The sequence below is a fragment of the Streptomyces roseofulvus genome (assembly GCF_039534915.1).
Classification (GTDB): domain Bacteria; phylum Actinomycetota; class Actinomycetes; order Streptomycetales; family Streptomycetaceae; genus Streptomyces; species Streptomyces roseofulvus.
In genome coordinates this window covers 208,305-230,538 of the sequence record NZ_BAAAWE010000001.1, presented here as the reverse complement: position 1 = coordinate 230,538, position 22,234 = coordinate 208,305, and the positions used below count along the sequence as shown (strand labels likewise).

The 22,234-nt window shown below is 70.9% G+C and carries 15 protein-coding genes and 2 pseudogenes; 14 read left to right on the top strand and 3 right to left on the bottom strand.

Annotation, left to right across the window (positions count from 1 at the left end; translation table 11 throughout):
• Positions 1–561 precede the first annotated feature (561 nt).
• The 5 genes and pseudogenes from ABFY03_RS01140 (at position 562) to ABFY03_RS01120 (ending at position 5,881) form a co-directional block, all read left to right on the top strand.
• Entirely contained in the window at positions 562–1,479 is a 918-nt protein-coding gene (locus tag ABFY03_RS01140) for a poly-gamma-glutamate hydrolase family protein (RefSeq protein ID WP_346168846.1), read from the top strand.
• Positions 1,480–1,492: 13 nt separating this feature from the next.
• Positions 1,493–1,741, top strand: a pseudogene (locus tag ABFY03_RS01135) (helix-turn-helix domain-containing protein); the annotation flags it as partial.
• Between the two features lie 82 nt (positions 1,742–1,823).
• Entirely contained in the window at positions 1,824–3,215 is a 1,392-nt protein-coding gene (locus ABFY03_RS01130; protein WP_346168845.1) for a DHA2 family efflux MFS transporter permease subunit, read from the top strand.
• Between the two features lie 138 nt (positions 3,216–3,353).
• Positions 3,354–4,247, top strand: a complete 894-nt coding sequence (locus tag ABFY03_RS01125; protein WP_346168844.1) for an alpha/beta fold hydrolase — start codon at positions 3,354–3,356, stop codon at positions 4,245–4,247.
• A gap of 68 nt (positions 4,248–4,315) precedes the next feature.
• On the top strand, positions 4,316–5,881 hold the full coding sequence (locus ABFY03_RS01120; RefSeq protein WP_346168843.1) for an AMP-binding protein: 1,566 nt from the start codon (positions 4,316–4,318) through the stop codon (positions 5,879–5,881).
• A gap of 98 nt (positions 5,882–5,979) precedes the next feature.
• Here the strand turns inward: ABFY03_RS01120 and ABFY03_RS01115 are convergent, their stop codons facing one another.
• The gene (locus ABFY03_RS01115; protein WP_346168842.1) at positions 5,980–7,512 is read right to left on the bottom strand and encodes a hypothetical protein; all 1,533 of its coding nucleotides are present in this window, start codon (positions 7,510–7,512) and stop codon (positions 5,980–5,982) included.
• 239 nt (positions 7,513–7,751) lie between these two features.
• Positions 7,752–7,838 (bottom strand): putative leader peptide, encoded by an 87-nt coding sequence (locus ABFY03_RS37840; protein ID WP_350813881.1) that lies wholly within the window; start codon positions 7,836–7,838, stop codon positions 7,752–7,754.
• 713 nt (positions 7,839–8,551) lie between these two features.
• Here ABFY03_RS37840 and ABFY03_RS01110 point away from each other — a divergent pair.
• The 3 genes from ABFY03_RS01110 to ABFY03_RS01100 all read left to right on the top strand — a co-directional run bounded on the left by ABFY03_RS01110 (position 8,552) and on the right by ABFY03_RS01100 (position 12,880).
• Positions 8,552–8,965, top strand: coding sequence for a hypothetical protein (locus ABFY03_RS01110; RefSeq protein WP_319007557.1), 414 nt, complete (start codon positions 8,552–8,554; stop codon positions 8,963–8,965).
• 485 nt (positions 8,966–9,450) lie between these two features.
• A complete protein-coding gene (locus ABFY03_RS01105; protein WP_386723735.1) occupies positions 9,451–10,848 on the top strand; it encodes a serine/threonine-protein kinase in 1,398 nt (465 codons plus the stop codon).
• 193 nt (positions 10,849–11,041) lie between these two features.
• A complete protein-coding gene (locus tag ABFY03_RS01100) occupies positions 11,042–12,880 on the top strand; it encodes an APC family permease (RefSeq protein WP_346168841.1) in 1,839 nt (612 codons plus the stop codon).
• A gap of 111 nt (positions 12,881–12,991) precedes the next feature.
• On the opposite strand, the gene ABFY03_RS01095 is transcribed toward ABFY03_RS01100, so the two are convergent.
• Positions 12,992–14,947: an APC family permease gene (locus tag ABFY03_RS01095; RefSeq protein ID WP_346168840.1), complete on the bottom strand. Its 1,956-nt coding sequence runs from the start codon at positions 14,945–14,947 to the stop codon at positions 12,992–12,994.
• An 857-nt stretch (positions 14,948–15,804) separates the two neighbouring features.
• On the opposite strand from ABFY03_RS01095, the gene kdpF reads away from it, so the two are divergent.
• The 6 genes and pseudogenes from kdpF to ABFY03_RS01065 all read left to right on the top strand — a co-directional run.
• Positions 15,805–15,894 carry a K(+)-transporting ATPase subunit F gene (gene kdpF, locus ABFY03_RS01090; RefSeq protein WP_200427395.1) on the top strand — a complete coding sequence of 30 codons (90 nt, stop codon included), beginning with the start codon at positions 15,805–15,807 and terminating at the stop codon, positions 15,892–15,894.
• A gap of 8 nt (positions 15,895–15,902) precedes the next feature.
• The gene (gene kdpA, locus ABFY03_RS01085; RefSeq protein WP_319007554.1) at positions 15,903–17,567 is read left to right on the top strand and encodes a potassium-transporting ATPase subunit KdpA; all 1,665 of its coding nucleotides are present in this window, start codon (positions 15,903–15,905) and stop codon (positions 17,565–17,567) included.
• The gene (gene kdpB, locus ABFY03_RS01080; protein WP_386723734.1) at positions 17,564–19,702 is read left to right on the top strand and encodes a potassium-transporting ATPase subunit KdpB; all 2,139 of its coding nucleotides are present in this window, start codon (positions 17,564–17,566) and stop codon (positions 19,700–19,702) included. Before kdpA ends, kdpB begins: the two co-directional genes overlap by 4 nt.
• 5 nt (positions 19,703–19,707) lie before the next feature.
• Positions 19,708–20,379, top strand: coding sequence for a potassium-transporting ATPase subunit C (locus tag ABFY03_RS01075; RefSeq protein ID WP_346168839.1), 672 nt, complete (start codon positions 19,708–19,710; stop codon positions 20,377–20,379).
• A 100-nt stretch (positions 20,380–20,479) separates the two neighbouring features.
• A complete protein-coding gene (locus ABFY03_RS01070; protein ID WP_346168838.1) occupies positions 20,480–21,166 on the top strand; it encodes a response regulator in 687 nt (228 codons plus the stop codon).
• Between the two features lie 42 nt (positions 21,167–21,208).
• Positions 21,209–22,120 (top strand): annotated as a pseudogene (locus tag ABFY03_RS01065) (histidine kinase); the annotation flags it as partial.
• Positions 22,121–22,234: the final 114 nt, after the last annotated feature.

The following is a 22,234-nucleotide window of genomic DNA, read 5'->3' as shown; positions in this document are numbered from 1 at the left end:
GCGGTGCCGGCACCGGGTCCGGGCAGGAGTGTGGTGAGGAACAGGGCTGGACGAGGCCGCCGCTGCACCGCCGGTCGGACGTGGCGAGGAGGGAACCTCGGGCGAGGTGCTACCGGTCAGCGACCGAGCGGGAGGGCGCTGGCGGCGCGGTCGATGACGCTGCCGTTGGAGCAGTTGTTCTGGGGTTGCCGGTCCTGTCGCTCAGGGCCGGGACGACGGCGAGTTCCTGGAGGCAGACGTCGGCGGTGGTGAAGTTCCAGTCGTTCACGGCGCTGGCGCCACTGCCGAAGTTGCTGTCGTGGTCGGCGTAGGCCGGTGGGTGGCGGAGAGTGCCGCGGCGGCCGGCGGCGGCTTGGGGAATCCGGGGCGGTCAGGCGGGCAGGCGTCGCGCTGGCCAGTGCGGGCGCTCGCCGCACGCCGGGGTCCCGGCGCCTGAGGCGACGCCGCGGCTCACGAGGGGGCCGGTGCCGCCGTACGCGGGACCCCGCCCGCGACCCGCCCCCGGTCGTCAGAAATCATCTGTCCATGTCTTTCACTAGCCGACGCACCCTTCTGACGTCCATGGCAGCCGCTGCCACTACCCTTCCCCTCCTCAACGACCTCGCCGGAAACGGCAGCACGGCGGCCGCCGCCGAAGCCACCACCACAACCACCGAGTTCGCCACGAACGCCGCGCTCTACTCCGACCCGACCTACGTCGAGGGCACCCATTGGATGCGCCGCTTCCGCACACACCCCGAGGCACTGCTCCAGGACAACCTGAGATACGGCAGCCAGATCCCGCGCAGCACGGCGGTCATCGCCCCGCACGGCGGCGGCATCGAACTGGGCACGAGCGAACTGTGCCTCGCCATCGCCGGCTACAAGCTCCTCGCCGAGGACGAGGCCGCGCTCCTCGACGACGAGCAGCGCAAGGAGGCGGGCACGGTCCAGCGCGACTACTGGATGTTCGAGGGACTCAGCTCGTCGGGGGCGCTGCACGTCACCTCCACCCACTGCGACGACCCGGCGGCGCTCGCCGTCTGCGGCCGCAACCTGTACGCGGTCTCCCTGCACGGCTTCAGCCCGGAACCGCTGAGCGACGAGTCGAAGATCTCGGACAAGCAGATCTTCATCGGCGGCCGGGACCAGCGCCTGATGCACAACCTCGCGGCGGCCTTCCACGCGTTCGGCCTCAACACCACGAGCGACCCGCTGCGAAAGGTGGTCGTCACGATCGCCGCGCCCGGCTCCCCGCTCAACGGCGACGACCCGGCGAACATCGTCAACCGCACCCGCACCGGCGGGGGCGCCCAGCTGGAGATCTCCACCGCGCTGCGCAAGGCCATGTTCTCCGACCACGACGGCGCCCCCGACCGGCGGCGCACCGCCGGCGACGGCGTCGAGCCGGCGCACTACTGGCACAACTTCGTCAAGGCCGTTCGCGAGGGCATCGACCGCCACGAGCGCGGCCTGGCCACCAAGGCGCCCGCCGCCTAAAGGCTGCTGCGCGAACCTCGCCGTGCGGCAGCTCGCTCCGCTGTTCGGCATCTCGCCCGCCACGGTCTGCCGGGTCATCCGGAGGCTGCGCCGGTTGCCGGCCCGCGAGCGGGCTCCGCGGCCGGTGGCGGACACCGAACGGTTGTGGATCGTGGACTGCACCCTGGTCCCGGTCCGCGACCGGAAGGTCGGTGCCTCGTTCCGCAACCACCGTGACGGCAACGGTCTTCTGATCGTTGTCGGGGCGCATCCTTTCCACGGCATCGGTGGGCGCCCGGCCTTCCCTCTCTGCGGCTTTCCGATCCCGAGGGCTGGAGGGAATCCGTGTCGACCGTGGGGGCCACATGCCCGAAGAACGCCTTGATCCCGCCCTGCTCAGGCTGTGCGGCGTTCTCGCTGTGGGGGCCTTCGCTCCGCTGCTCGACAGCACGATCGTCTCCGTCGCGGTCGACGCCCTCGCCGACGACCTCGGTGCCCCGACGACGACCGTGCAATGGGTCAGTACCGCCTACCTGCTGGCGTTCGCGATGGTCATGCCGGTGAGCGGCTGGGCCGGCGAGCGGTTCGGGACGCGGCGGGTCTGGCTGGGCGCGCTGGTCCTGTTCACCGTCGGATCGTTGCTGTGCGCCTGCGCCTGGAGCGTCGGGTCGCTGGTGGTGTTCCGAAGTCTGCAGGGGGCCGGTGGAGGACTGATGATGCCCGTCCTGCAGACCATCGTCATCCGGGCCAGCGGTGGCCGACAGGTCGGGCGGCTCGTCGCGGTCGTCTCGTTGCCGGCGCTGCTCGGCCCGGTCCTGGGGCCGGTGTTCGGCGGGCTGCTGCTCGGGCATCTCGACTGGCGCTGGATCTTCTTCGTCAACCTGCCCGTCTGCGTGCCGGCGCTGTTCCTCGCCTGGCGAGGTGTGCCCCGGGATCCCCGGCAGCGGGCTTCCCGCCTCGACGTGGTGGGCCTGGTGCTGGTCTGTCCGGGCCTGACCGCGCTCGTGTACGGGCTCTCGCAGTGCGGCGGTCAGGACCGGGCAGGAGGAGGGCGGGTGCTGCTGCCGATGGCGGCGGGGGCCGTCCTGGTCGCCGCGTTCGTCGGACGGAGCCTGAGGAGCAGCGCGCCCCTCATCGACATGCGTCTGTTTCGGCTGCGCTCCTTCGCCGCGACGTCGGTGCTGATGTTCGTGGGTGGTTCGACCATGTACGGCGGGATGTTCCTGCTGCCCCTGTACTGCCTGCTCGTGCTCGACAAGGGCGTCGTCGCCACCGGGCTGCTTCTCGTGCCCCAGGGCATCGGCGCGCTGGCGGCGCGGGTGGCGGGCGTGCTCACCGACAGGATGGGGCCCCGTCCGGTCGTGGTGACCGGTCTGCTGGTGAGCGCGGTCGCGACGTGGCCCTTCGCGGGCACCGTGGGTGAGGGCGCGGTCATCGCTGTCGCCCTGTTCTTCCGGGGCCTCGGTACGAGCGCCGTCAACCTCGCCCTCACCGTCGGTGCCTACCAGGGATTGGGCGACTCCCAGGTCGCGGACGCCAGCACCATGACGCGCATCCTCCAGCAACTCGGCGGCTCCTTCGGCATCGCCGCCCTCGCCGTCCTGCTCCAGCGCGGTGGCCACACCGCCACGGCCTTCGCCCACGCCTTCGGCCTGACGGCCGCCCTCACCCTCTGCGCCGTCATCGCGGCAGCACTGCTGCCCGGCCGGCGAGCCGCGGCCTCAGCGCCTCTGGCGACAGCCGAAGGACGGCCCTGACGGCCCGGCGCCGACGGCCCGATCCGGACCGACCGGCCAGCCACCACCCCAAAGGGCCCCGACAGGCTGCGCGTGACGGGACCGGTCAGGTGATCACCTCTCGCGTGACCTATGCCCGCACGTCACTGTTGACCGGGCATGAACATTGAGAGGATCCGTCACCTCACCTTCGACGGCTTCGACTACCGGTGCCGGATCGTCGAGAACGTCGCTCCCACCACCGATCCCGTCGTCGTGCTCGGCGGCGCCTTCCAGGACATGTACGCCTATCAGCGGCTCGAAGCACGCTGGGCGGCGTCCGCGACCGTCATCAGCGTGGACCTGCCGGGATCGGGCGGGGCCGATGTGCTGCCCGCCTCGTACGACTTCGACTTCCTCACCGGCGCGCTGGCCGACCTGCTGGACCGGCTGGGCCTGGGACGGGTGAACGTCTTCGGGGCCTCCTACGCCATGCCGATCGCCTACGGCCTGGCCCAGAGGCATCCTGAGCGCGTCGCCCGCCTGGCCCTGGTGGGCGCCGCTCCCGTCTACCCGCCGGACCAGCGCGCCGCGCTGCGGACCATGGCCGACGCCCTGGAGTCGGGCGACGCCGGCGTCTACGCCCGTATGAGCATCGCGGCCCTGTTGTCCCCCGCCGAGCGGGACGTCCACAAGCGCGCGGTCGTCACCCGCGTCCTCGGCCGCACGATGGGATCGGTCACAAGGGACGACATCCCCCGGCATCTCGCCTCGACCTACCGTGTCATCGACTGGCAGGGGCTACGGCCCGGGGGCGTCCGGGACGTCCCGGCGCTTGTCTTCACGGGTGAACACGACAGTCTCACCCACCCCGACCTCGGCCGCGAGGTCGCCGCGACCATCGCCGGAAGCGTCTTCACCCTGATCCGGGGCGCCGACCACCTCTGCCATCTCGAACGGCCGTTGGAGATGTCCCAGTTGCTGGATCGCTTCTTCACCGATCAACCCCTCGACGACCTGCCGTACCTCACCCCCCTCGAACACCTCGCCAGGCCGGCGGCCCTGGTCCCGTGACGGCTGCCCAGCGCCCCACGACCACCAGCCCGACACCACCTGCTTCGGCCACCTACCAAGGGACACAGATGTCCGACCTCAAGGCCGAGACGGCCGCGCCGCCCGAGCCCGCTGACCCCGGCTTCGTCACCTACACGGACGCCATCCTCCGCACCCTGGAACGCCGTCCTGCCCTTCCCGTGATCATCTGCCCTGATCGCCGGCAGATCACCGCGGGCGAGCTGCGCGACAGCATCCACCGGCTCGCCCGCGAGCTGATCACGCGCGGCGTCCGTCCCGGACAGACCGTCTCCCTGCTCACCGGCAACACCCCTCAGGCGCTCGTCGCGCGCTACGCGGCCAACCTGGCCGGGGCGCGCGTGACGCCCCTGTACGACGGGCTGAACGCGGACGCTCTGGCGCACCTGATGGACGTCGCCGACACCGAGATGCTGCTGGCCGACCCCACCCGGTACGCGGACCTGGACCTGCTGAAACCGTTCCTCCACGCGCCGATGGTGGCGACGCTGGGCCCGCACCCGGACGCCGACGACATCTGGACGGCGGCGGCCGGGCAGCCGTCTGCGCCCGTCGCCGTGCCCGTCGGCGCCGACGACGACTGGTGCATCCGGCACACGGGCGGCACCACGACCGGGCTGCCGAAGAGCCTGCAGATGAAGCACGGCCCGTACCGCCGTACCCTGGACCACCTCTGCTCCGCCGGAGGCGCCCCGCCCCGCTATCTGGCTTGCACGCCGCTCACGCACATCGCGGGCCTCTGGGCGGACGTGGCGCTCCTCCAGGGCGGATCCGTCGTCCTGCAGCCGGCCTTCGATCCCGGCGAGGCCCTCGCGGCGATCGAACGCGAGCGGATCACCCGGCTGTTCCTCCAGCCACCCCTGCTGCACCGGCTCCTCGACGATCCCGCGCTGCCCGCCACCGACACCTCCAGCGTCCAGCAGGTCACCTATGGCGGCAGCCCCGCGTCGACGTCCAGGCTGCGGCAGACCGAAAGCGTCTTCGGCAAGGTGCTGCACAGCTGGTACGGACAGAACGAGACGCTCGGGCTCACCGAGGTGGGCCCCGACGAACACGACCGCGTCGGCCGGCACGGACAGATCACCGTCGGCCGCGCCATGCCCGGCGTCGAACTCCGCGTCGTCGACCGGGACGGCAGCGTCCTCCCGCGCGGCAGCGAAGGCGAGATCCACGCCCGCGCCCACAGCGCCATGAACGGCTACTGGAAGCAGCCCGAACTGACCGCCCGCGTGCTGCTCGACGGCTGGGTGCGCACCGGCGACATCGGCTACCTCGACGACGACGGATATCTCTTCCTCGCCGACCGAGGCCACGACACGATCACCGTCGACGGCACCCGGGTCTACCCCAGCGAGATCGAGGAGGTGCTGACGGCCCACCCCGCCGTCGCCCAGTGCGCCGTCTTCGGCATGCGTCGCGACGACAGGTTCGAGCACGTCCACGCTGCCATCGTGCCGGCCCGCGGCCACAGCGCCGACATCGACGACCTGCGCCGCTTCGTCGAAGCCCGCAAGAGCGCCCTCCATGTCCCCCACACCTTCCACGTCCTGAAGGCCATCCCGCTCAGCGGCATCGGCAAGCCCGACAAGCACGCGCTCCGCCGAGCGCTTTCCTGAGCGGCGGATCCGCGACGTGGGCGGGCCGCGCGGCCCGGGCCTCACGGACACGTCGTGGACTTCGCGCCCGGCCTGCGGCACCTGCGTCCCCTCAGAGGTCAGTCCGCGGTGATCCGCAGGACCCCCGTCACGGTTCCCTGGAGGTAGGAGCCGTCGGGGGCGACGGTTCCGGCCATCTGGAGCGTGTCGTACAGCGACCCGATGCCGACCTGGTGGGAGCGGACGACCCGCCCGGTGGCCGGGTCGACCTGCACGTAGCGGTACGGGTCGAGGAGGCTCGTGCCCTTCGTGCCGGGGATGACGGGGTCGCGCACCACGGTGTGGAGGGTGTGCGTGGCGGTGGACAGCTTCGGGACCGCCGCCGAGCGCAGGGCGTTGTCCCAGACGATCGCGCAGCCGCTGCCGTCCGGGCGGATGTCGACCCGGGTCAGGCCGCCGGCGAAGTCCGCCGACGACGGTTCGGAGGGGCCCGCTCCGTCCGGGAGCGCCGGATACGGGTAGCCGTAGGTGCCGGCGACGTAGACGCTGGTGCCGGCGCCGACGGGGGAGTTCTCGCTGCCGGGGCCGCCGGAGGCCACCAGCACGGGCGAGGAGCAGACCTCCGTCCCGTCGGCCGTGCGGTACACCTTCAGGCGGACGGTCGTGTCGGCGTTGTCGACGATCGCGACCCACTCGGTCCCGGAGGACGGGCCGAGGAACGTCGGGGTGGAACCGCTGCCCCAGCTCAGCAGGCCCGGCTTGCGGGCCCGCCCCCGGTCGTACGCCTGCCGCCAGACGGTCCGGGGCACGCCGTCGTCGCCCGCGGTCAGCAGGTAGGTGGCGTGGGTGCTGGTCACGGCGGTGCCCTCGGGAGCGGTGGAGATGCTGTTGGCGACCCGCTCCCCGGCGGGCAGCCGCAGCGAAGAGACCTGCCCGGTGCGGTCGTCGGCGAGGCCGACCGTGCCGGCGCCCGTGGCGAACCAGACGCGGCCCCGCCAGTCCGGCGACAGGCCGGTCACCGCGTCGCCGTCGGGGACGGCCTCGGCCAGCGAGAGCCGCCGGTCGACCGAGAGGCGCCAGTCGCCGGAGGCGTCCCTGCGGTGGCCGACGCGGAGGAGGCTGCGGCTGCCGTCCACGACGACCAGCCGGTCCTCGTGGTCGAGGTAGGCGTAGACGCCGCCGAGGAGCGAGCCCTTGGTCAGTTCGAGCGAGGTGAGGGACGCCCCGGTCGCCGGGTCCAGGAGGTGCACGGTCGGCACCTGGCCGAAGATCGGCGTGCACAGCACCACCGGGAGGCCGTCGGAGCCGACCAGGACGGTGGGGCAGGCCGAGGCGAGGGCAGTCCGCTTCGAGGACAGGGCGCCCGCACCGGGCCCGGCCAGCGGGGTGGTGTCGGAGGAGCCGGTGTCCCCGTGCATGGTGGCCGTGCCGTCGGGGCCCGCGTACGGGTTGTGCGGCGGTACAGGTACGGAGGCGGCGGCCGCGATCGGGGCCGCGCCTGCGGGAACGGCTCCGGCGGGGACGGCGCCCGCGGGGAGGGTTCCGGCGGCGAGGGTTCCGGCGGCGAGCGCGAGGACGGAGAGCAGCGCGGCGGTCGGCGGCCGGCGCCGGGCGCGGGGGAGTGTGTTCGGGACGGACAGGGGGGCGGGCATGACGGGGTCCTTCCGGGCGGCGGGGCTCGCACGTGGGGGCGAGCCGGGAGTTGGCCGCGCGCACGGCGGGGAGCCCCCTCGCCCCGAACACGCCGGCCGGGGCCTCGAACCTCAGGACGGCAGGGAAGGGCGGGGAGCGGTGGTGCGGGGGAGAGCGGTGCGCGCGGGCGGCTCCGGCCGTGCGGACACGGCGGGCCGGTGGGACCGCGGCCGGGCACGTGCGGGCGGGGCCGCGGGGGTCAGCGCGGAAGGCGACAGAGCGCGCCCGACGTCCGTACGAGATCGACGTGACGTCGGCGCGTGAACAGCGGGCGCCGGGGATGCATGGGTGTGAGGGAATCAGGTGCCCGTCGGCGGGGTCAAGGCTCTCCGCCGACCGTTCCACGGATCGGGACGGAGGGAGGAAACGGGATGAACAGGGCTGAGCGGGCGGGGAGTTGGTGCCACCGGCGCTCTTCGGGACCCTTCCGGGCCCTTCCGGCCCTTCTCGGCACTTTTGGGGCCGTCTGGGGCCGGCCCCACACCACCACCGCGCTGCCCGGCGGCCGAGTGCCGCCGACTGGTAGAGACGCACCGTCACCACCGTCCCATGCTGATCCCCTGGCTCCCCGTGCGGGGATCAGCCGTTTCCAGGCCACGCACACCCTCACTCGTCCGCGTGGCTCCTGCCCCGCCGCCGCCCTGACGTCCGGTGTCTGAGGGACCGATACGCTCATGAACTGCCGCACCACACCTCCGCCGTCCTCCTTGCGGCCGGCGGCGCGGTGCCGGGGCTGGGGAGGGCTCCGCATCCGGCTGGTGGCCGCGGGCGCTGCGCCGGCCCCTGCGGCCTCGTACGGGTACGACCGGCAGAACTCCTGCCGTGCGGTGAAAGGGCGCGCGGGGTGCTCGCCGGATCGCGGTCAAGCGCGGGCGCAAGCAGGGAGCAGATCGCGCCGCGTCCGCCCGGACAAGAGCGGCGCGCCGGCGTGCGGGCCCCAGCATGTCAGGACCCGGAAACACGCTGTACGGGCTGGCACAACTTCGGCAAGCTGTCCCGATGCGCATCAAGACCATCAGCCTCATAGCCACCACCGCCCTCGCTCTCGCTCTCACGGCGTGTAGCGCCGCCGACAATCCGCCCGCCACGTCGACCAGCAAGGACGGAGCCCAGGCATCCACCGCCGCCGCCCCGCCGGCCGCCGACGACGCCCCGAAGTCCGGCCTCCCCCCGAAGCCCACGGGGAAGAAGCGCACCGAACTCCTCGAAGCCCTCGCGGTCGTTGCGCCCGACGTGGTCCGCTTCGAGGAGAAGGCCATCGACGCCTCCCGCAACCAGTGCAGCGGACTCACGTCCGATCGGGCAGCATGGCTCGCGTCCCAGCGGTTCACGTACAAGGACGTCACCACTGACGAAGCCATCGGCGCCGCCATCAACCAGGTCCTGAAGGACCTGAAGTTCTGCGACGTCTGATCCCCAGGGGGTGCGGAGACGGACACCCACCCCTGGCAGGAAGGCCCGGATGGACCCGAAAGCGGTGGAACGAGCAGGGCCACGGGATGCACCACGTGACCCCGACCGAATGCGACAGCTCCTTGTGGGACGTCAGGGCCGTCGACGAGCGCGTACTCAGCGCACTTCGCCACCACGACCCGGGGGCCACGGACCTCTGAACGAGGTGCTCCACTCGGGCGAAGCGACAGGCGGTTCGCGGCCTCGGCGACGGTCCCGTGGAAGAGGTAGGCATGCCTTGAACGGTTCCAGCATGAGACAGGAGGAACAGGTCCGGCGCACATCACCAGGCCACTTTGGCCGGATCGGGGCTCGACAGGTGGTGCGAGGCTCCCGAGCATGGCGCAAGACGTCGAGACGCTACGGGGGACCCTGAGGTGTGCGCGTTCTCGTTGTGGTCGCGCCGGAGGTCGTCCGGCGCGGGGTGAAATGGGGGCTGGGGGGCCGTGGAGCGGATCGGCGACTACACGGTCGTCCGCCTGCTGGGCAGTGGAGGAATGGGCTCCGTCTTTCTGGCACGCTCGCGGTCGGGAAGGCTCGTGGCCATCAAGGTCATCCGGCCGGAGTTCGCAGCCGACCCCCGGTTCAGGGAACGCTTCCGCCAGGAGATCGAGGCTGCCCGCAAGGTCGGGGGCTTCCATACGGCGGCCGTGGTCGACGCGGATGCGGACGCCCCACAGCCGTGGATGGCCAGCGCATACGTCGAGGGACCGACCCTGCAGGCGGAGATCGCCGAGCGCGGAGCACTTTCCGCAGCGGAGTTGTGGCGGCTCGCCGCGGCGCTGGCCGAGGCACTCAAGGCGATCCACAGCCACGGTCTCGTGCACCGCGACCTGAAGCCCGCCAACATCGTTCTGGCCTCCGACGGCCCCCGCGTCCTGGACTTCGGGATCGCCCGGGCCGTCGAGGAGTCCCGGCTGACGACCGACGGCGTGGTGGTCGGCACCGCGGGATACCACTCCCCGGAGCAGGCCCTCGGACGTCCGGTCACGGGGGCGAGCGACGTCTTCGCTCTTGGCGCGGTCCTCGTCTCGGCGTCCGGCGGCAGCGCGTTCGGCCACGGCTCGCCCGCCGGACTGATGTACCGGGTGGTGCACGAGAATCCGGACGTCTCCACAGTGCCGCCATCGCTGCGGCCCGTGGTCCTCGCCTGCCTCCACAAGGAGCCTTCCCGCCGCCCGGACCCGCACGAACTGCTCAACCTGTGCGCAGCGGAGGCCGGAGCCACGCCGACGCACGACGACACGGTGCTCGACGACGCGCCACCCCCTCGCACCGTTCCATCGCCGCCGCGGCCCCCACGGCAGCCGCCGACGGTGACGGCGGAGAACCCGTCCCCTCCCCTGGCCGTGTACGGCGTTCGCAGATCCGTCTGGCTCGTGCAGATCCTGCGCAACGCGCTCGGTGTGGCCGGACTCGTCACCGGAGCGGTGCTGAGCGGCACGGACGCCGTCCCCGTCGCGGTACCGGTGACGTGCGGGTCGGCCGCCTTCTTCCTGGCCATCCGGCTCCTCGGCCTGCTCGGTACGGCCAAGGACGGCCTCTCCCTCAGCAGCCGCGGTATCGGACTGGGCCCGCCGAACAACCTCGTGGTCATGCCCTGGCACGACATCGAGGCACTGGAGCTGACCCGGCACTCCGGGTGGACGGAGCTGACCGTCCACCTCGCCGTGGTGCGGCAACTGCCCACGGGTGCCCACCACCCGACCTGGGTCCGCAGCGGCCGGAACGGTGCCACCCGGATCCGTACGCGCAGGCTCACCCCGCTCGACACCACGCCCCAGCTGTCCGACGCCGTGCGTGCGTTCGCGAAGTGGCAGCGGATCCGGGTGAGCGAAGGCTGAACGGGGGGGCGCACTGCAGGGCTGCGGGCGGGCAGGTCGGCCGGTGCCCGGGAGTCTTCACGCCGTCGAGGCCGGGCGTCAAGGAGCTGTCAGGGGAGGGCAGAGCGGCGCCAAGAACGCGCCAGGACGGGCGGACAAGCATGGGGGAGGGGTGGACGCTGAGCGGAACCCGATCTGAAGGAGTCCCGCCCGCATGACCACCGTGACCGCCGAGAAGGACGCCGTACCCGGTGCCGAGGAACCGCCCGATACCGGCGCGCGGCACAAACTGACCGCCGTCACCGGGCTCGCGGCCCTGTCCCTGGACGCGATGGCGTCGGTGGCGTACGGGCCCGAGGCCGTCGTGCTGGTCCTCGCCACCGCCGGCGGGCACGGGCTGGGGTTCACGCTGCCGGTGACGCTCGCCATCGCGGGGCTGCTCGCCGTGCTGGTCGCCTCGTACCGTCAGGTCATCGCCGCGTTCCCGGACGGCGGCGGTTCCTACGCCGTGGCGAAGGCGCACCTGGGACGTCGTACGAGCCTCGTCGCGGCCGGTTCGCTGGTCCTCGACTACGTGTTGAACGTGGCCGTCGCGGTCACCGCCGGTGTGGCCGCGCTGACGTCCGCCTTCCCCGGCCTGTACGGCGACCGGCTGATGATCTGCCTCGGTGTCCTGGTGCTCGTCACGGCCGTGAACCTGCGGGGGATCGTCGACTCGGCCCGCGCCTTCATCGTCCCGACCGCCGTCTTCGTCGGCGCGATCCTCGTCGTGATCGCCGTCGGCCTGTTCCGCGACGCGCCGGCATCCACCGCGGCCTCCGACGGACACGGCTCCGTCCTCGCTGACAACGCCACCACCGTCGGCGCTCTGCTCCTTCTCAAAGCGTTCGCCTCCGGCTGCTCCGCGCTGACCGGTGTGGAGGCGATAGCCAACGCGGTGCCGTCCTTCCGGCCGCCGGCCGCCCGCCGGGCGATGCGCGCGGAGGTGGCACTGGGCGGGCTGCTGGGCGTGATGCTGATCGGGCTGTCGGTGCTGATCTCCCGTTTCGGGCTCCAGCCGGTGGAGGGCGTCACCGTCCTTGCCCAGCTCACCGACGCCTCCCTCGGCCACAACGGAGCCTTCTACGTCGTGCAGTTCGCGACCGTGGTGCTGCTGGCGCTCTCGGCCAACACCTCCTTCGGCGGGTTACCCGTCCTGCTGAAACTGCTGGCCCGGGACAACTACGCGCCGCACGTCTTCGGCCTGAAGGCGGACCGGCAGGTGCACCGGCACGGCGTGGTGTGGCTGGCGATCGTCTCGGCGGCACTGCTGGTCTTCTCCGGAGGCGACACCAACACCCTGGTGCCGCTCTTCGCGATCGGTGTCTTCGTCGGCTTCACGATCGCCCAGGCCGGCATGGTCCTGCGCTGGAGGGCCACCCGGCAGTGGGGCAGGGCCTTGCTCAACGGTCTCGGCGCCGTCCTGACCGGCGTCTCCGCCGTCGTCGTCACCGCCACGAAGTTCCACGACGGAGCCTGGCTGATCGTGATCGCCCTGCCCGCGCTCGTCCTCGCCTTCGAGACCGTCCATCGCGCGTACGGGCGGATCGGCGAGCGCCTCGGCGTGGGCAGGATCCCGGAGCCGCCGCACCGCGAGCGCTCCCTGGTCCTGGTCCCCGTCTCCTCGCTCACCCGGCTCACCAGCGAGGCCCTCACCACCGCCGTCTCCCTCGGCGACGAGGTCCGCGCCGTGACCGTCTGCCATCCCGACCCCGAGGACCTCGCGGCTACCGAGGCCCTGGAGCGTGACTGGGACCTGTGGAACCCGGGCGTCCAGCTCGTCCGGCTCTCCTTCGAACACCGCTCGCTCGGCCGGCCCCTCAGCGCCTACGTCCGCGCAGTGCGCGACGCCGCCCCCGCAACGCGTGTCACGGTCCTGATTCCCGAGGCCGAGCCCGAGCGGCTGTGGCAGCGACTGCTCCAGAACCAGCGCGGCGCGGTCGTCGCCCACGCCCTGCGCCGGGACACCGACGCCGTGATCTGCCGGCTCAGGTTCCGGCTCGGGAACCGCTAGCCGGCCGATGGTCTCCGCCATGCCTCCGACGCGGACACGCCGCCGGAGACAGGACCCCTGGCCATGGGTCTCACGACGGCCGTGCACCAGGGGCGAGGGGCGGCCGTCCGGTCAGCCGACGTGGACGCGGGGGCGGCGGTCCCGGTCGGACTCCGCCTCGCGCAGGATCTCGCGGGTGACCGGGGCGATCTCGCCCTGACCGAAGAGGAAGAAGCGGAGGAAGTTGGCGAAGGGGTTGCCCTCGGTCCACTCGAAGTAGACGTGCGGGCGGACGCCGGTCATGTCCCGGGCGTGGAGCAGGAGAGCCGCCAGAGCATTGGGGACGGAAGAGGACTCGACGGTGAGCACCCGGAAGCGGTCGTGCAGCACCTCGCCGCGGACGGTGAGGCCGGCCTCGAACTCCGACGGGTCGGTGACCGTCACCTCGACGAAGACGAAGTCCTCCGTGCCGGGCAGGTCGTTGTCGGCGCGGATCTGGTCCTTCTTCGCCCGGTACTCCTCCGCGTCGCGGTTGTCCGGCTCGTTGGCGATGAACCGCGGGGTCCGGCTGGCGATGTCGCGGATGAACCGCTCGGCCATGTCGTCGAGCTCGACGTGGGTGACCCGGAGCTCGAAGGCGCGGCCGAGCCGGGAGAGCAGCGAGATCAGGATGATGCCGGCGATGAAGCAGGCGCCGATCTTCACGCCGTCCGGGCGCTCGATGACATTGACGACCGTCGTGTACAGGAAGACGACGGAGATGATCCCGAACCCGATCGTCCAGCCGCGCTGCCCTGCCTTGCGGGCCGCGATGGTCACCGCGATGGCGGCCGAGCAGATGAGCACCAGGACGCCGGTGGCGTAGGCGCCGCCCTGGGCGTCGACGTCGGCGTCGAAGATCCAGGTCACGAGGAAGGCGACGAGGGTGAAGACGATGACCATGGGGCGCACGGCTCGCGCCCAGTGCGGGGCCATGCCGTACTTCGGCAGGTAGCGCGGCATCAGGTTGAGCAGGCCGGCCATGGCGGAGGCGCCCGCGAACCAGAGGATGAGGATCGTGGAGACGTCGTAGACGGTGCCGAAGGCGTTGCCCAGGTACTCGTGGGCCAGGTAGGCGAGCGCGCGGCCATTGGCTTTGCCGCCGGACTCGAACTCCTCGTGCGGGATCAGCACCGTGGTGATGAAACTCGTGCAGATGAGGAAGACGCTCATGATGAGCGCGGCGGTCGTCAGGAGCTTCTTGGTGTCACGGATCCGGCCGGCGGGCTGCGCCTCGGTGTCGCCCTGGTGGCCCTTGACGTGAGGCATGACGGCGACGCCGGTCTCGAATCCGGACAGGCCGAGGGCGAGCTTGGGGAAGACGATCAGCGCGACGCCGATCATGACGAGGACGTTGCCGTGCTCCTGCGTCAGGGCGGCGGTCCAGTCGGTGACGACGTGCCCCTCGGTCAGCACCTGCCACAGGCCCTTGACCACGACGACCGCGTTCAGCGCGAGATAGATCCCCACCAGCGCGACGGCGACGCCGATGGCCTCCAGGAACCCCTTCAGGAAGACCGCGCCGAGCAGCGCGATCAGCACCATCGTGATGAGGACCTGTTGGTCGTGCAGGGCCGACTCCAGGTGCGGGTTCTCCACGAGGTGGGTGGAGGCGTCGGCGGCCGACAGGGTGATGGTGATGAGGAAGTCGGTCGCCGCGAAGCCCAGCAGCGTGAGGACGAAGAGCTTGCCCTTCCAGAAGGACAGCAGTCGCGAAAGCATCGCGATCGAGCCCTCGCCGTGCGGGCTCTCCTCGGCCACCCGCCGGTAGACCGGCAGCGCGCCCGCGAGGGTGACGACCACGAGGACGATCGTGGCGATGGGGGAGAGCAGGCCGGCCGCGAGGGCGGCGATGCCGGGCTGGTAGCCGAGGGTCGAGAAGTAGTCGACACCGGTCAGGCACATGACCCGGTACCAGGGCTGCCCGGTGTGCCCGGCGTTCGGGGCCGTCTCCTTCGGGCGGGAGGGTTTGCCCTTGCCCATGTCGGACAGGCCCTCCAGCATCCACGCGCGCAGCCTGCTGCCGCGCGTATCGGTCGTGGTGGCCATGGGGGTGCTCCTGGGGTCTGCTCGACGAAGGGATTCGGGCCGCTGGTCGCGCGGCCGAGCCAGCGTAAGCAGCGGCTGAGAGGGTTCAGCAGTCGAGCGCGTCAGGGAAGCGTCAAGATCCGCCGGTGGGGCGTCACGTTCCTCACACCGGGCGCAGCCTTGAGGCGTCCCCGGCGTACGGGGGCCATCGAGGAGGCCGACGATGCGTGTGCCGTTCCGGGAGGTCGGCGCCGTGGCGGCCGCGGTCCTCGCCCCTTCCTCGTGGCGCTCGCGTTGCTGCCGGTCCGTGCGACCGTCACTCCCGCCCACCTCGCGCTGGTGCTGGTCCTCGTGGCCGTCGCCGTCTCGGCGTGGGGAACCGGTGGGCCGGCGCGCTTGCGGCGGTGACGGCGGCCGGGTTCGACTTCTTCCACACCGAGCCGTGCCAGGTGCCCGGAGCCGTACCGGTCCCGGTCGAGGGCGCGGCGGGCGTACCCGAAGGCTCAGGGCGGCTGGTTCACCCCGACGGACACCCCCGGGGAAGGACCGCCCATGGTCGTCACGCTGCCCTGCGCGTACTCCCGGACGCAGGGTGTCCCCGCCCCTACGGAGCCCTGACAGCGGCCTGGGACGTGCGAACGATGCCCCCAGTCAGGCACGGGAGCCGGTCGCGTAGGGGACGCGTCAAGAGCGGCGTCAAGGACGTTAGAGCGGCGTCAACGACGACGGAGTGCGGCCGAAAAGGCTGTTTCCTCATCTCGTCAGAGAATCCGCTCTTCCTTCTTCCGGGAGTTCACGATGGCCGACGTGGCCTTCGTCGTCACCACGGTCGCGGTCTTCGCGCTGGTGGCGTTCATCGCCAAGGGGGTGGCGAAGCTGTGAGTGCCGAGAACGTGATCGGTCTGCTCGTCGCCGCCGCCCTGCTGGGATACCTCGTCCTCGCGCTGGTCAAGCCGGAGAGGTTCTGAGTACGGATATGAGTCCCGTCCTGGCTGGAATCCTCCAGCTCCTGGCACTGATCGTCGCGCTCGGTCTCTCGTACCGGCCGCTGGGTGACCACATGGCGAAGGTGTACTCCTCGGAGAAGCACCTGAAGCCCGAGAAGTGGATCTACAAGGCGATCGGCGCCAACCCGGCGGTCGAGATGCGCTGGCCCGCGTACCTGCGCGGCGTCCTCGCCTTCTCCGCGGTGAGCGTCCTCTTCCTCTACCTGCTCCAGCGGGTGCAGGGGTCGCTGCCCGGCTCGCTCGGCTTCGTGTCGATCGACCCCGACCAGGCGTTCAACACCGCCGCCTCCTTCGTCGCCAACACCAACTGGCAGTCTTACTACGGCGAGCAGGCCATGGGCCACGTCGTGCAGACCGGCGGCCTCGCGGTGCAGAACTTCGTGTCGGCGGCGGTCGGCATGGCCGTCGCGGTCGCCCTCGTCCGCGGCTTCGCCCGCTCGCGCTCCGGCGAACTGGGCAACTTCTGGGCCGACCTGGTCCGCGGAGTCGTCCGCATCCTCCTCCCGATCGCCGTGATCGGCGCCCTCGTCCTCGTCGCGTGCGGAGCGATCCAGAACTTCTCCGGCATCCACGAGGTCGGCCAGTTCACGGGCGGGACGCAGCAGTGGAACGGCGGGGCGGTGGCCTCCCAGGAGGTCATCAAGGAACTGGGCACCAACGGCGGCGGTTACTTCAACGCCAACTCCGCCCACCCCTTCGAGAACCCCAACGGGCTGTCGAACCTCTTCGAGATCTATCTGATCCTCGTCATCCCCTTCGCGCTGACGCGGACGTTCGGCCGCATGGTCGGCTCGCTGAAGCAGGGGTACGCGATCCTCGGCACGATGGTCACCATCTGGATCGGTTTCACCGCGCTGATGATGTGGACCGAGTTCGCCGGGAAGGGCCCGGCGTTCGAGCTGGCCGGCGGGGCGATGGAGGGCAAGGAGACCCGGTTCGGCATCGGCGCCTCCGCGATCTTCTCGGTCGCCACCACGCTGACCTCGACCGGCGCGGTGAACTCCTTCCACTCGTCGAACACCGGTTTCGGGGGTGGAATCAACCTGCTGGGCATGCAGCTCGGCGAGATCGCGCCCGGCGGCGTCGGCTCCGGCCTCTACGGCATGCTGATCATGGCGATCATCGCGGTGTTCATCGCGGGCCTGATGGTCGGCCGCACCCCGGAGTACCTGGGCAAGAAGATCGGCACCCGCGAGATCAAGTTCGCGGCCTGCTACATCCTCGTCACCCCGGCGCTCGTCCTCGGCTTCACCGCCGCCTCGTTCGTGCTGGACACCCCCGCTCACTCGATGACGAACAGTGGCGCGCACGGCTTCTCCGAGATCCTGTACGCCTTCACCTCCGGCGCCAACAACAACGGCTCGGCCTTCGCCGGCCTCAACGCCGACACCCAGTGGTTCAACTCGACCATCGGCATCGCGATGCTGCTCGGCCGGTTCCTCCCGATGGTGTTCGTCCTCGCACTGGCCGGCTCGCTCGCCGAGCAGACGCCCGTCCCCGAGACCGCGGGCACCCTGCGGACCGAGAAGCCGCTGTTCACCGGCCTGCTGGTCGGCACGATCATGATCATCACCGGTCTCACCTACTTCCCGGCCCTCGCGCTGGGACCGCTCGCCGAAGGGCTCGCGGCATGACCATCGACGTAAAGAAGCACGAGGACGACATGTCCACCTCCGTCCCCTCGACGAAAGCACCACACGGCGACCTGTCCGGCGGGCACCCGTCGGCCGGCAGGGTCGGCGGCGGCCTCTTCGATCCGAAGCAGCTGATCGCCTCTTTCCCTGACGCGATCAAGAAGCTTGACCCGCGCGTGATGATCAAGTCGCCGGTCATGTTCGTGGTGCTGGTCGGCTCGGTGGTCACCACCGCGCTGGCGATCAAGAACCCGGGCGACTGGTTCGGTTGGGCCATCACCGTCTGGCTGTGGCTGACCACGGTCTTCGCCAACCTCGCGGAGGCGGTGGCCGAGGGCCGCGGCAAGGCGCAGGCGGACACCCTGCGCAAGGCCAAGACCGACACCGTCGCCCGCCGCATCATCGGCACGAACGAGGAACGCGTCCGCGGCACCGAGCTGAAGATCGGTGACCTGGTGGTCTGCGAGGCCGGCGACGTCATCCCCGGCGACGGTGACGTCGTCGAGGGCGTCGCGAGCGTGGACGAGTCGGCCATCACCGGCGAGTCGGCGCCCGTGATCCGCGAGTCCGGCGGCGACCGGTGCGCGGTCACCGGCGGCACCAAGGTCCTCTCCGACCGCATCGTCATCAAGATCACGACGAAGCCCGGCGAGACCTTCATCGACCGGATGATCAACCTCGTCGAGGGCGCCGCCCGGCAGAAGACCCCGAACGAGATCGCCCTCAACATCCTGCTGGCGTCCCTCACCATCGTCTTCCTGCTCGCCGTCGTCACCCTGAAGCCGTTCGCGATCTACGCCGGAGCCGACGACCAGACCTCGCTGATCGTCCTCACCGCGCTCCTGGTCTGCCTGATCCCGACCACCATCGGTGCGCTGCTCTCCGCGATCGGCATCGCCGGCATGGACCGGCTCGTCCAGCGCAACGTCCTGGCCATGTCGGGCCGCGCGGTCGAAGCCGCCGGCGACGTGTCGACGCTGCTGCTCGACAAGACCGGCACCATCACCCTGGGCAACCGCCAGGCGTCGGAGTTCGTCCCCGTACGCGGAACCACCGAGGCCGAGGTGGCCGACGCCGCCCAGCTCTCCTCCCTCGCGGACGAGACGCCCGAGGGCCGCTCGATCGTCGTCCTCGCGAAGCAGCAGTACGGGCTGCGCGAGCGCCACCAGGGCGAGCTGTCCGGTGCCGAGTGGATCGAGTTCACCGCCCAGACGCGCATGTCGGGCGTGGACGTGGACGGCCGCAAGGTGCGCAAGGGAGCGACCGGTTCGGTCGTCGCGTGGGTGAAGGAGCAGGGCGGCAGCGTCGCCGAGGAGGCGCAGGCGCTCACGGACCGGATCTCCCAGGCCGGCGGCACGCCGCTGCTCGTGGCGGTGCGCGACGACAAGGGCGCGCGGGTTCTCGGCGTCATCCACCTCAAGGACGTCGTCAAGCAGGGCATGCGGGAGCGGTTCGACGAACTGCGCCGGATGGGCATCAAGACCATCATGATCACGGGTGACAACCCGCTGACCGCGAAGGCCATCGCCGAGGAGGCGGGCGTCGACGACTTCCTCGCCGAGGCCACCCCCGAGGACAAGATGGCCCTCATCAAGCGCGAGCAGGCCGGCGGCAAACTCGTCGCCATGACGGGTGACGGCACGAACGACGCGCCGGCGCTCGCACAGGCCGACGTCGGCGTGGCGATGAACACCGGCACGTCGGCCGCGAAGGAGGCCGGCAACATGGTCGACCTCGACTCGAACCCGACCAAGCTCATCGAGATCGTCGAGATCGGCAAGCAGCTCCTCATCACCCGGGGCGCCCTGACCACCTTCTCGATCGCCAACGACGTCGCGAAGTACTTCGCGATCATCCCCGCGATGTTCGCCGTGGCCTACCCGTCGCTCGACAAGCTCAACATCATGGGCCTGACCTCCCCGGAATCCGCGATCCTGTCGGCCGTCATCTTCAACGCGCTGATCATCGTCGCCCTCGTCCCGCTCGCCCTGAAGGGGGTGCGCTACCGCCCGTCGAGCGCCGACTCGATGCTGCGGCGCAACCTCGGTCTGTACGGACTCGGCGGCCTGGTCGCCCCGTTCGTCGGCATCAAGCTCATCGACGTCCTCATCTCCCTCATCCCCGGAATCGGCTGACCACGATGAACAACTCAGCAGCGAACACCGGCCGTGTCCTGTGGGCGGGCCTGCGCGCCCTCCTGGTCCTCACCCTGGTCTGCGGCGTCCTCTACCCCCTCGCCGTCACAGGGATCGCCCAACTCGCCTTCCCCGGCAGGGCGAACGGCTCGGAGATCAAGGACGCGAGCGGGCAGGTCGTCGGCTCCGAACTGATCGGCCAGACCTACGACCTGCCCCTGAAGGACGGCGAGGAGACTCCCACCCCCGACCTGCGCTGGTTCCAGCCCCGCCCGTCCAACGGCCTCGGCACCAACAGCGTCAACACCCAGTACTCGATCATCCTCTCCGGCGCCACCAACCGCTCCGGCGACAACGCCGACCTGATCCAGTGGGTCAAGGACGCCAAGGCGGCAGTGATCAGGGACAATTCCACCGCCGACTACAAGGTGAGGCCCTCAGACGTGCCCGCCGAGGCCGTCACCTCCTCCGGCTCCGGTCTCGACCCGCACATCTCCCCGGAGTACGCGGAGCTCCAGGTCCACCGCGTCGCCGAACGCAACAAGCTCACCGTCGACCAGGTCGACCGGCTCGTCGCCGAGCACACCGACGACCGGATCCTCGGCTTCATCGGCGAACCCCGCGTCAACGTCCTGAAGCTCAACATCGCGCTCAAGGACCTGGTGGCCAAGGGCTGATGGGCTTGACCGAACGACAGCGGAGCCGGTACGGCCGTGGACGATCCACGGCCCGCCGGCTTCCGCCGTACACCGAACCACGACAGGAGGGGCAGCACCGATGACCCGGGTGCTGGTCGTCGAGGACGACGCGCAGCTCGCACGCGCACTGGTGATCAACCTGCAGGCGCGGAAGTACTCCGTGGACGCGGCACCCGACGGCGCCACGGCGCTGCGACTGGTGGCCTCGGAGCGGCCGGACATGATCCTGCTCGACCTCGGTCTGCCTGACCTGGACGGTGTCGACGTCATCAAGGCGCTCCGGGGATGGAGCAGGGCCCCGGTGCTCGTGCTCTCCGCGCGCAGCGGTTCCGAGGACAAGGTCCGAGCGCTCGACTCCGGTGCCGACGACTACATGACGAAACCGTTCAGCATGGACGAGCTGCTCGCCCGCGTGCGGGCGGCGACCCGGCGCACCGAAGAGGCGCCGACCCGCCCGCTCACGACGGGTCCGGTCACGGCCGAGTCGTTCACCGTCGACCTCGTGGCCAAGAAGGTCCGGCGGCAGGACCGTGACGTACGGCTGACGCCGACCGAGTGGCACCTCCTGGAGATCCTCGTCTGCAACCCGGGCGTTCTCATCAGCCAGAGGCGCCTCCTCACCGAGGTCTGGGGGCCCAGCTCCAGCACCAAGACCAACTACCTCCGGGTGTACATGGCCCAGCTGCGGCGCAAGCTGGAAACGGACCCGGCGCACCCCCGTCACCTCGTCACCGAGCCCGGCATGGGCTACCGCTTCGAGCCCTGACCCCTCCCGACACCACGCACGAGAACGGCAGCGCACATCACCATGGGACGTGGAAGGTTCCGCATCTATCTCGGCGCGGCACCCGGCGTCGGCAAGACGAACGCGATGCTTTCGGAGGCCCACCGCCGGGTCGAACGAGGCACCGACTGCGTCGTCGCCTTCGTCGAGCACCACCACCGGCCGCGTACGGAGGTGATGCTGCACGGCCTGGAGACGACGCCGCGCAAGGAGATCGCGTACCGGGACACCGTCTTCACCGAGATGGACGTCGACGCGGTCCTCGCCCGCCGCCCGGCCGTCGCGCTCGTCGACGAGCTCGCCCACACCAACGTCCCCGGCTCCCGTAACCCCAAGCGCTGGCAGGACGTCGAGGAGCTCCTCGCGGCGGGCATCGACGTCATCTCCACGGTCAACATCCAGCACCTGGAGTCCCTCGGAGACGTCGTCGAGTCGATCACCGGCGTACGGCAGCAGGAGACCGTCCCCGACGAAGTCGTCCGCCGCGCCGACCAGATCGAGCTGGTCGACCTGTCGCCGCAGGCGCTGCGCCGCCGCATGGCCCACGGCAACGTCTACAAGCCCGACAAGGTCGACGCGGCCCTGTCGAACTACTTCCGCCCGGGCAACCTCACCGCCCTGCGCGAACTCGCGCTGCTGTGGACGGGCGATCGGGTCGACGAGTACCTCCAGGAGTACCGGACCGAGCACCGGGTCTCGATGATCTGGGGCTCACGTGAGCGGATCGTCGTCGGCCTCACCGGCGGCCCCGAGGGGCGCACCCTCATCAGGCGTGCCGTCCGCCTCGCGGAGAAGGGCGCGGGCGGCGAGGTCCTCGCCGTGTACATCTCCCGGAGCAACGGGCTCACCGCCGCGTCGCCCAAGGAGCTGGCGATCCAGCGCACGCTCGTCGAAGACCTCGGCGGCACCTTCCATCACGTGGTCGGCGACGACGTCTCCTCGGTGTCGTCTGGTGCGGCCTCTCGATCTTCTGGGAGGGCGCCGGCACTCCTCCGTACCCCGGCGGCGTTCTCCCGTGGTGGCCGAGCGCCATCCCTGTCCCGGGATTCT

What these genes read in the sequence shown, in the direction of transcription:
- ABFY03_RS37840 (WP_350813881.1), bottom strand. Translation starts at nt 7,838, where the DNA reads ATGCATCCCCGGCGCCCGCTGTTCACGCGCCGACGTCACGTCGATCTC.
- ABFY03_RS01120 (WP_346168843.1), top strand. Translation starts at nt 4,316, where the DNA reads ATGTCCGACCTCAAGGCCGAGACGGCCGCGCCGCCCGAGCCCGCTGAC.
- ABFY03_RS01125 (WP_346168844.1), top strand. Translation starts at nt 3,354, where the DNA reads ATGAACATTGAGAGGATCCGTCACCTCACCTTCGACGGCTTCGACTAC.
- ABFY03_RS01140 (WP_346168846.1), top strand. Translation starts at nt 562, where the DNA reads ATGGCAGCCGCTGCCACTACCCTTCCCCTCCTCAACGACCTCGCCGGA.
- ABFY03_RS01115 (WP_346168842.1), bottom strand. Translation starts at nt 7,512, where the DNA reads ATGCCCGCCCCCCTGTCCGTCCCGAACACACTCCCCCGCGCCCGGCGC.
- ABFY03_RS01070 (WP_346168838.1), top strand. Translation starts at nt 20,480, where the DNA reads ATGACCCGGGTGCTGGTCGTCGAGGACGACGCGCAGCTCGCACGCGCA.
- ABFY03_RS01100 (WP_346168841.1), top strand. Translation starts at nt 11,042, where the DNA reads ATGACCACCGTGACCGCCGAGAAGGACGCCGTACCCGGTGCCGAGGAA.
- ABFY03_RS01075 (WP_346168839.1), top strand. Translation starts at nt 19,708, where the DNA reads ATGAACAACTCAGCAGCGAACACCGGCCGTGTCCTGTGGGCGGGCCTG.
- kdpB (WP_386723734.1), top strand. Translation starts at nt 17,564, where the DNA reads ATGACCATCGACGTAAAGAAGCACGAGGACGACATGTCCACCTCCGTC.
- kdpA (WP_319007554.1), top strand. Translation starts at nt 15,903, where the DNA reads ATGAGTCCCGTCCTGGCTGGAATCCTCCAGCTCCTGGCACTGATCGTC.
- ABFY03_RS01130 (WP_346168845.1), top strand. Translation starts at nt 1,824, where the DNA reads ATGCCCGAAGAACGCCTTGATCCCGCCCTGCTCAGGCTGTGCGGCGTT.
- ABFY03_RS01110 (WP_319007557.1), top strand. Translation starts at nt 8,552, where the DNA reads ATGCGCATCAAGACCATCAGCCTCATAGCCACCACCGCCCTCGCTCTC.
- ABFY03_RS01095 (WP_346168840.1), bottom strand. Translation starts at nt 14,947, where the DNA reads ATGGCCACCACGACCGATACGCGCGGCAGCAGGCTGCGCGCGTGGATG.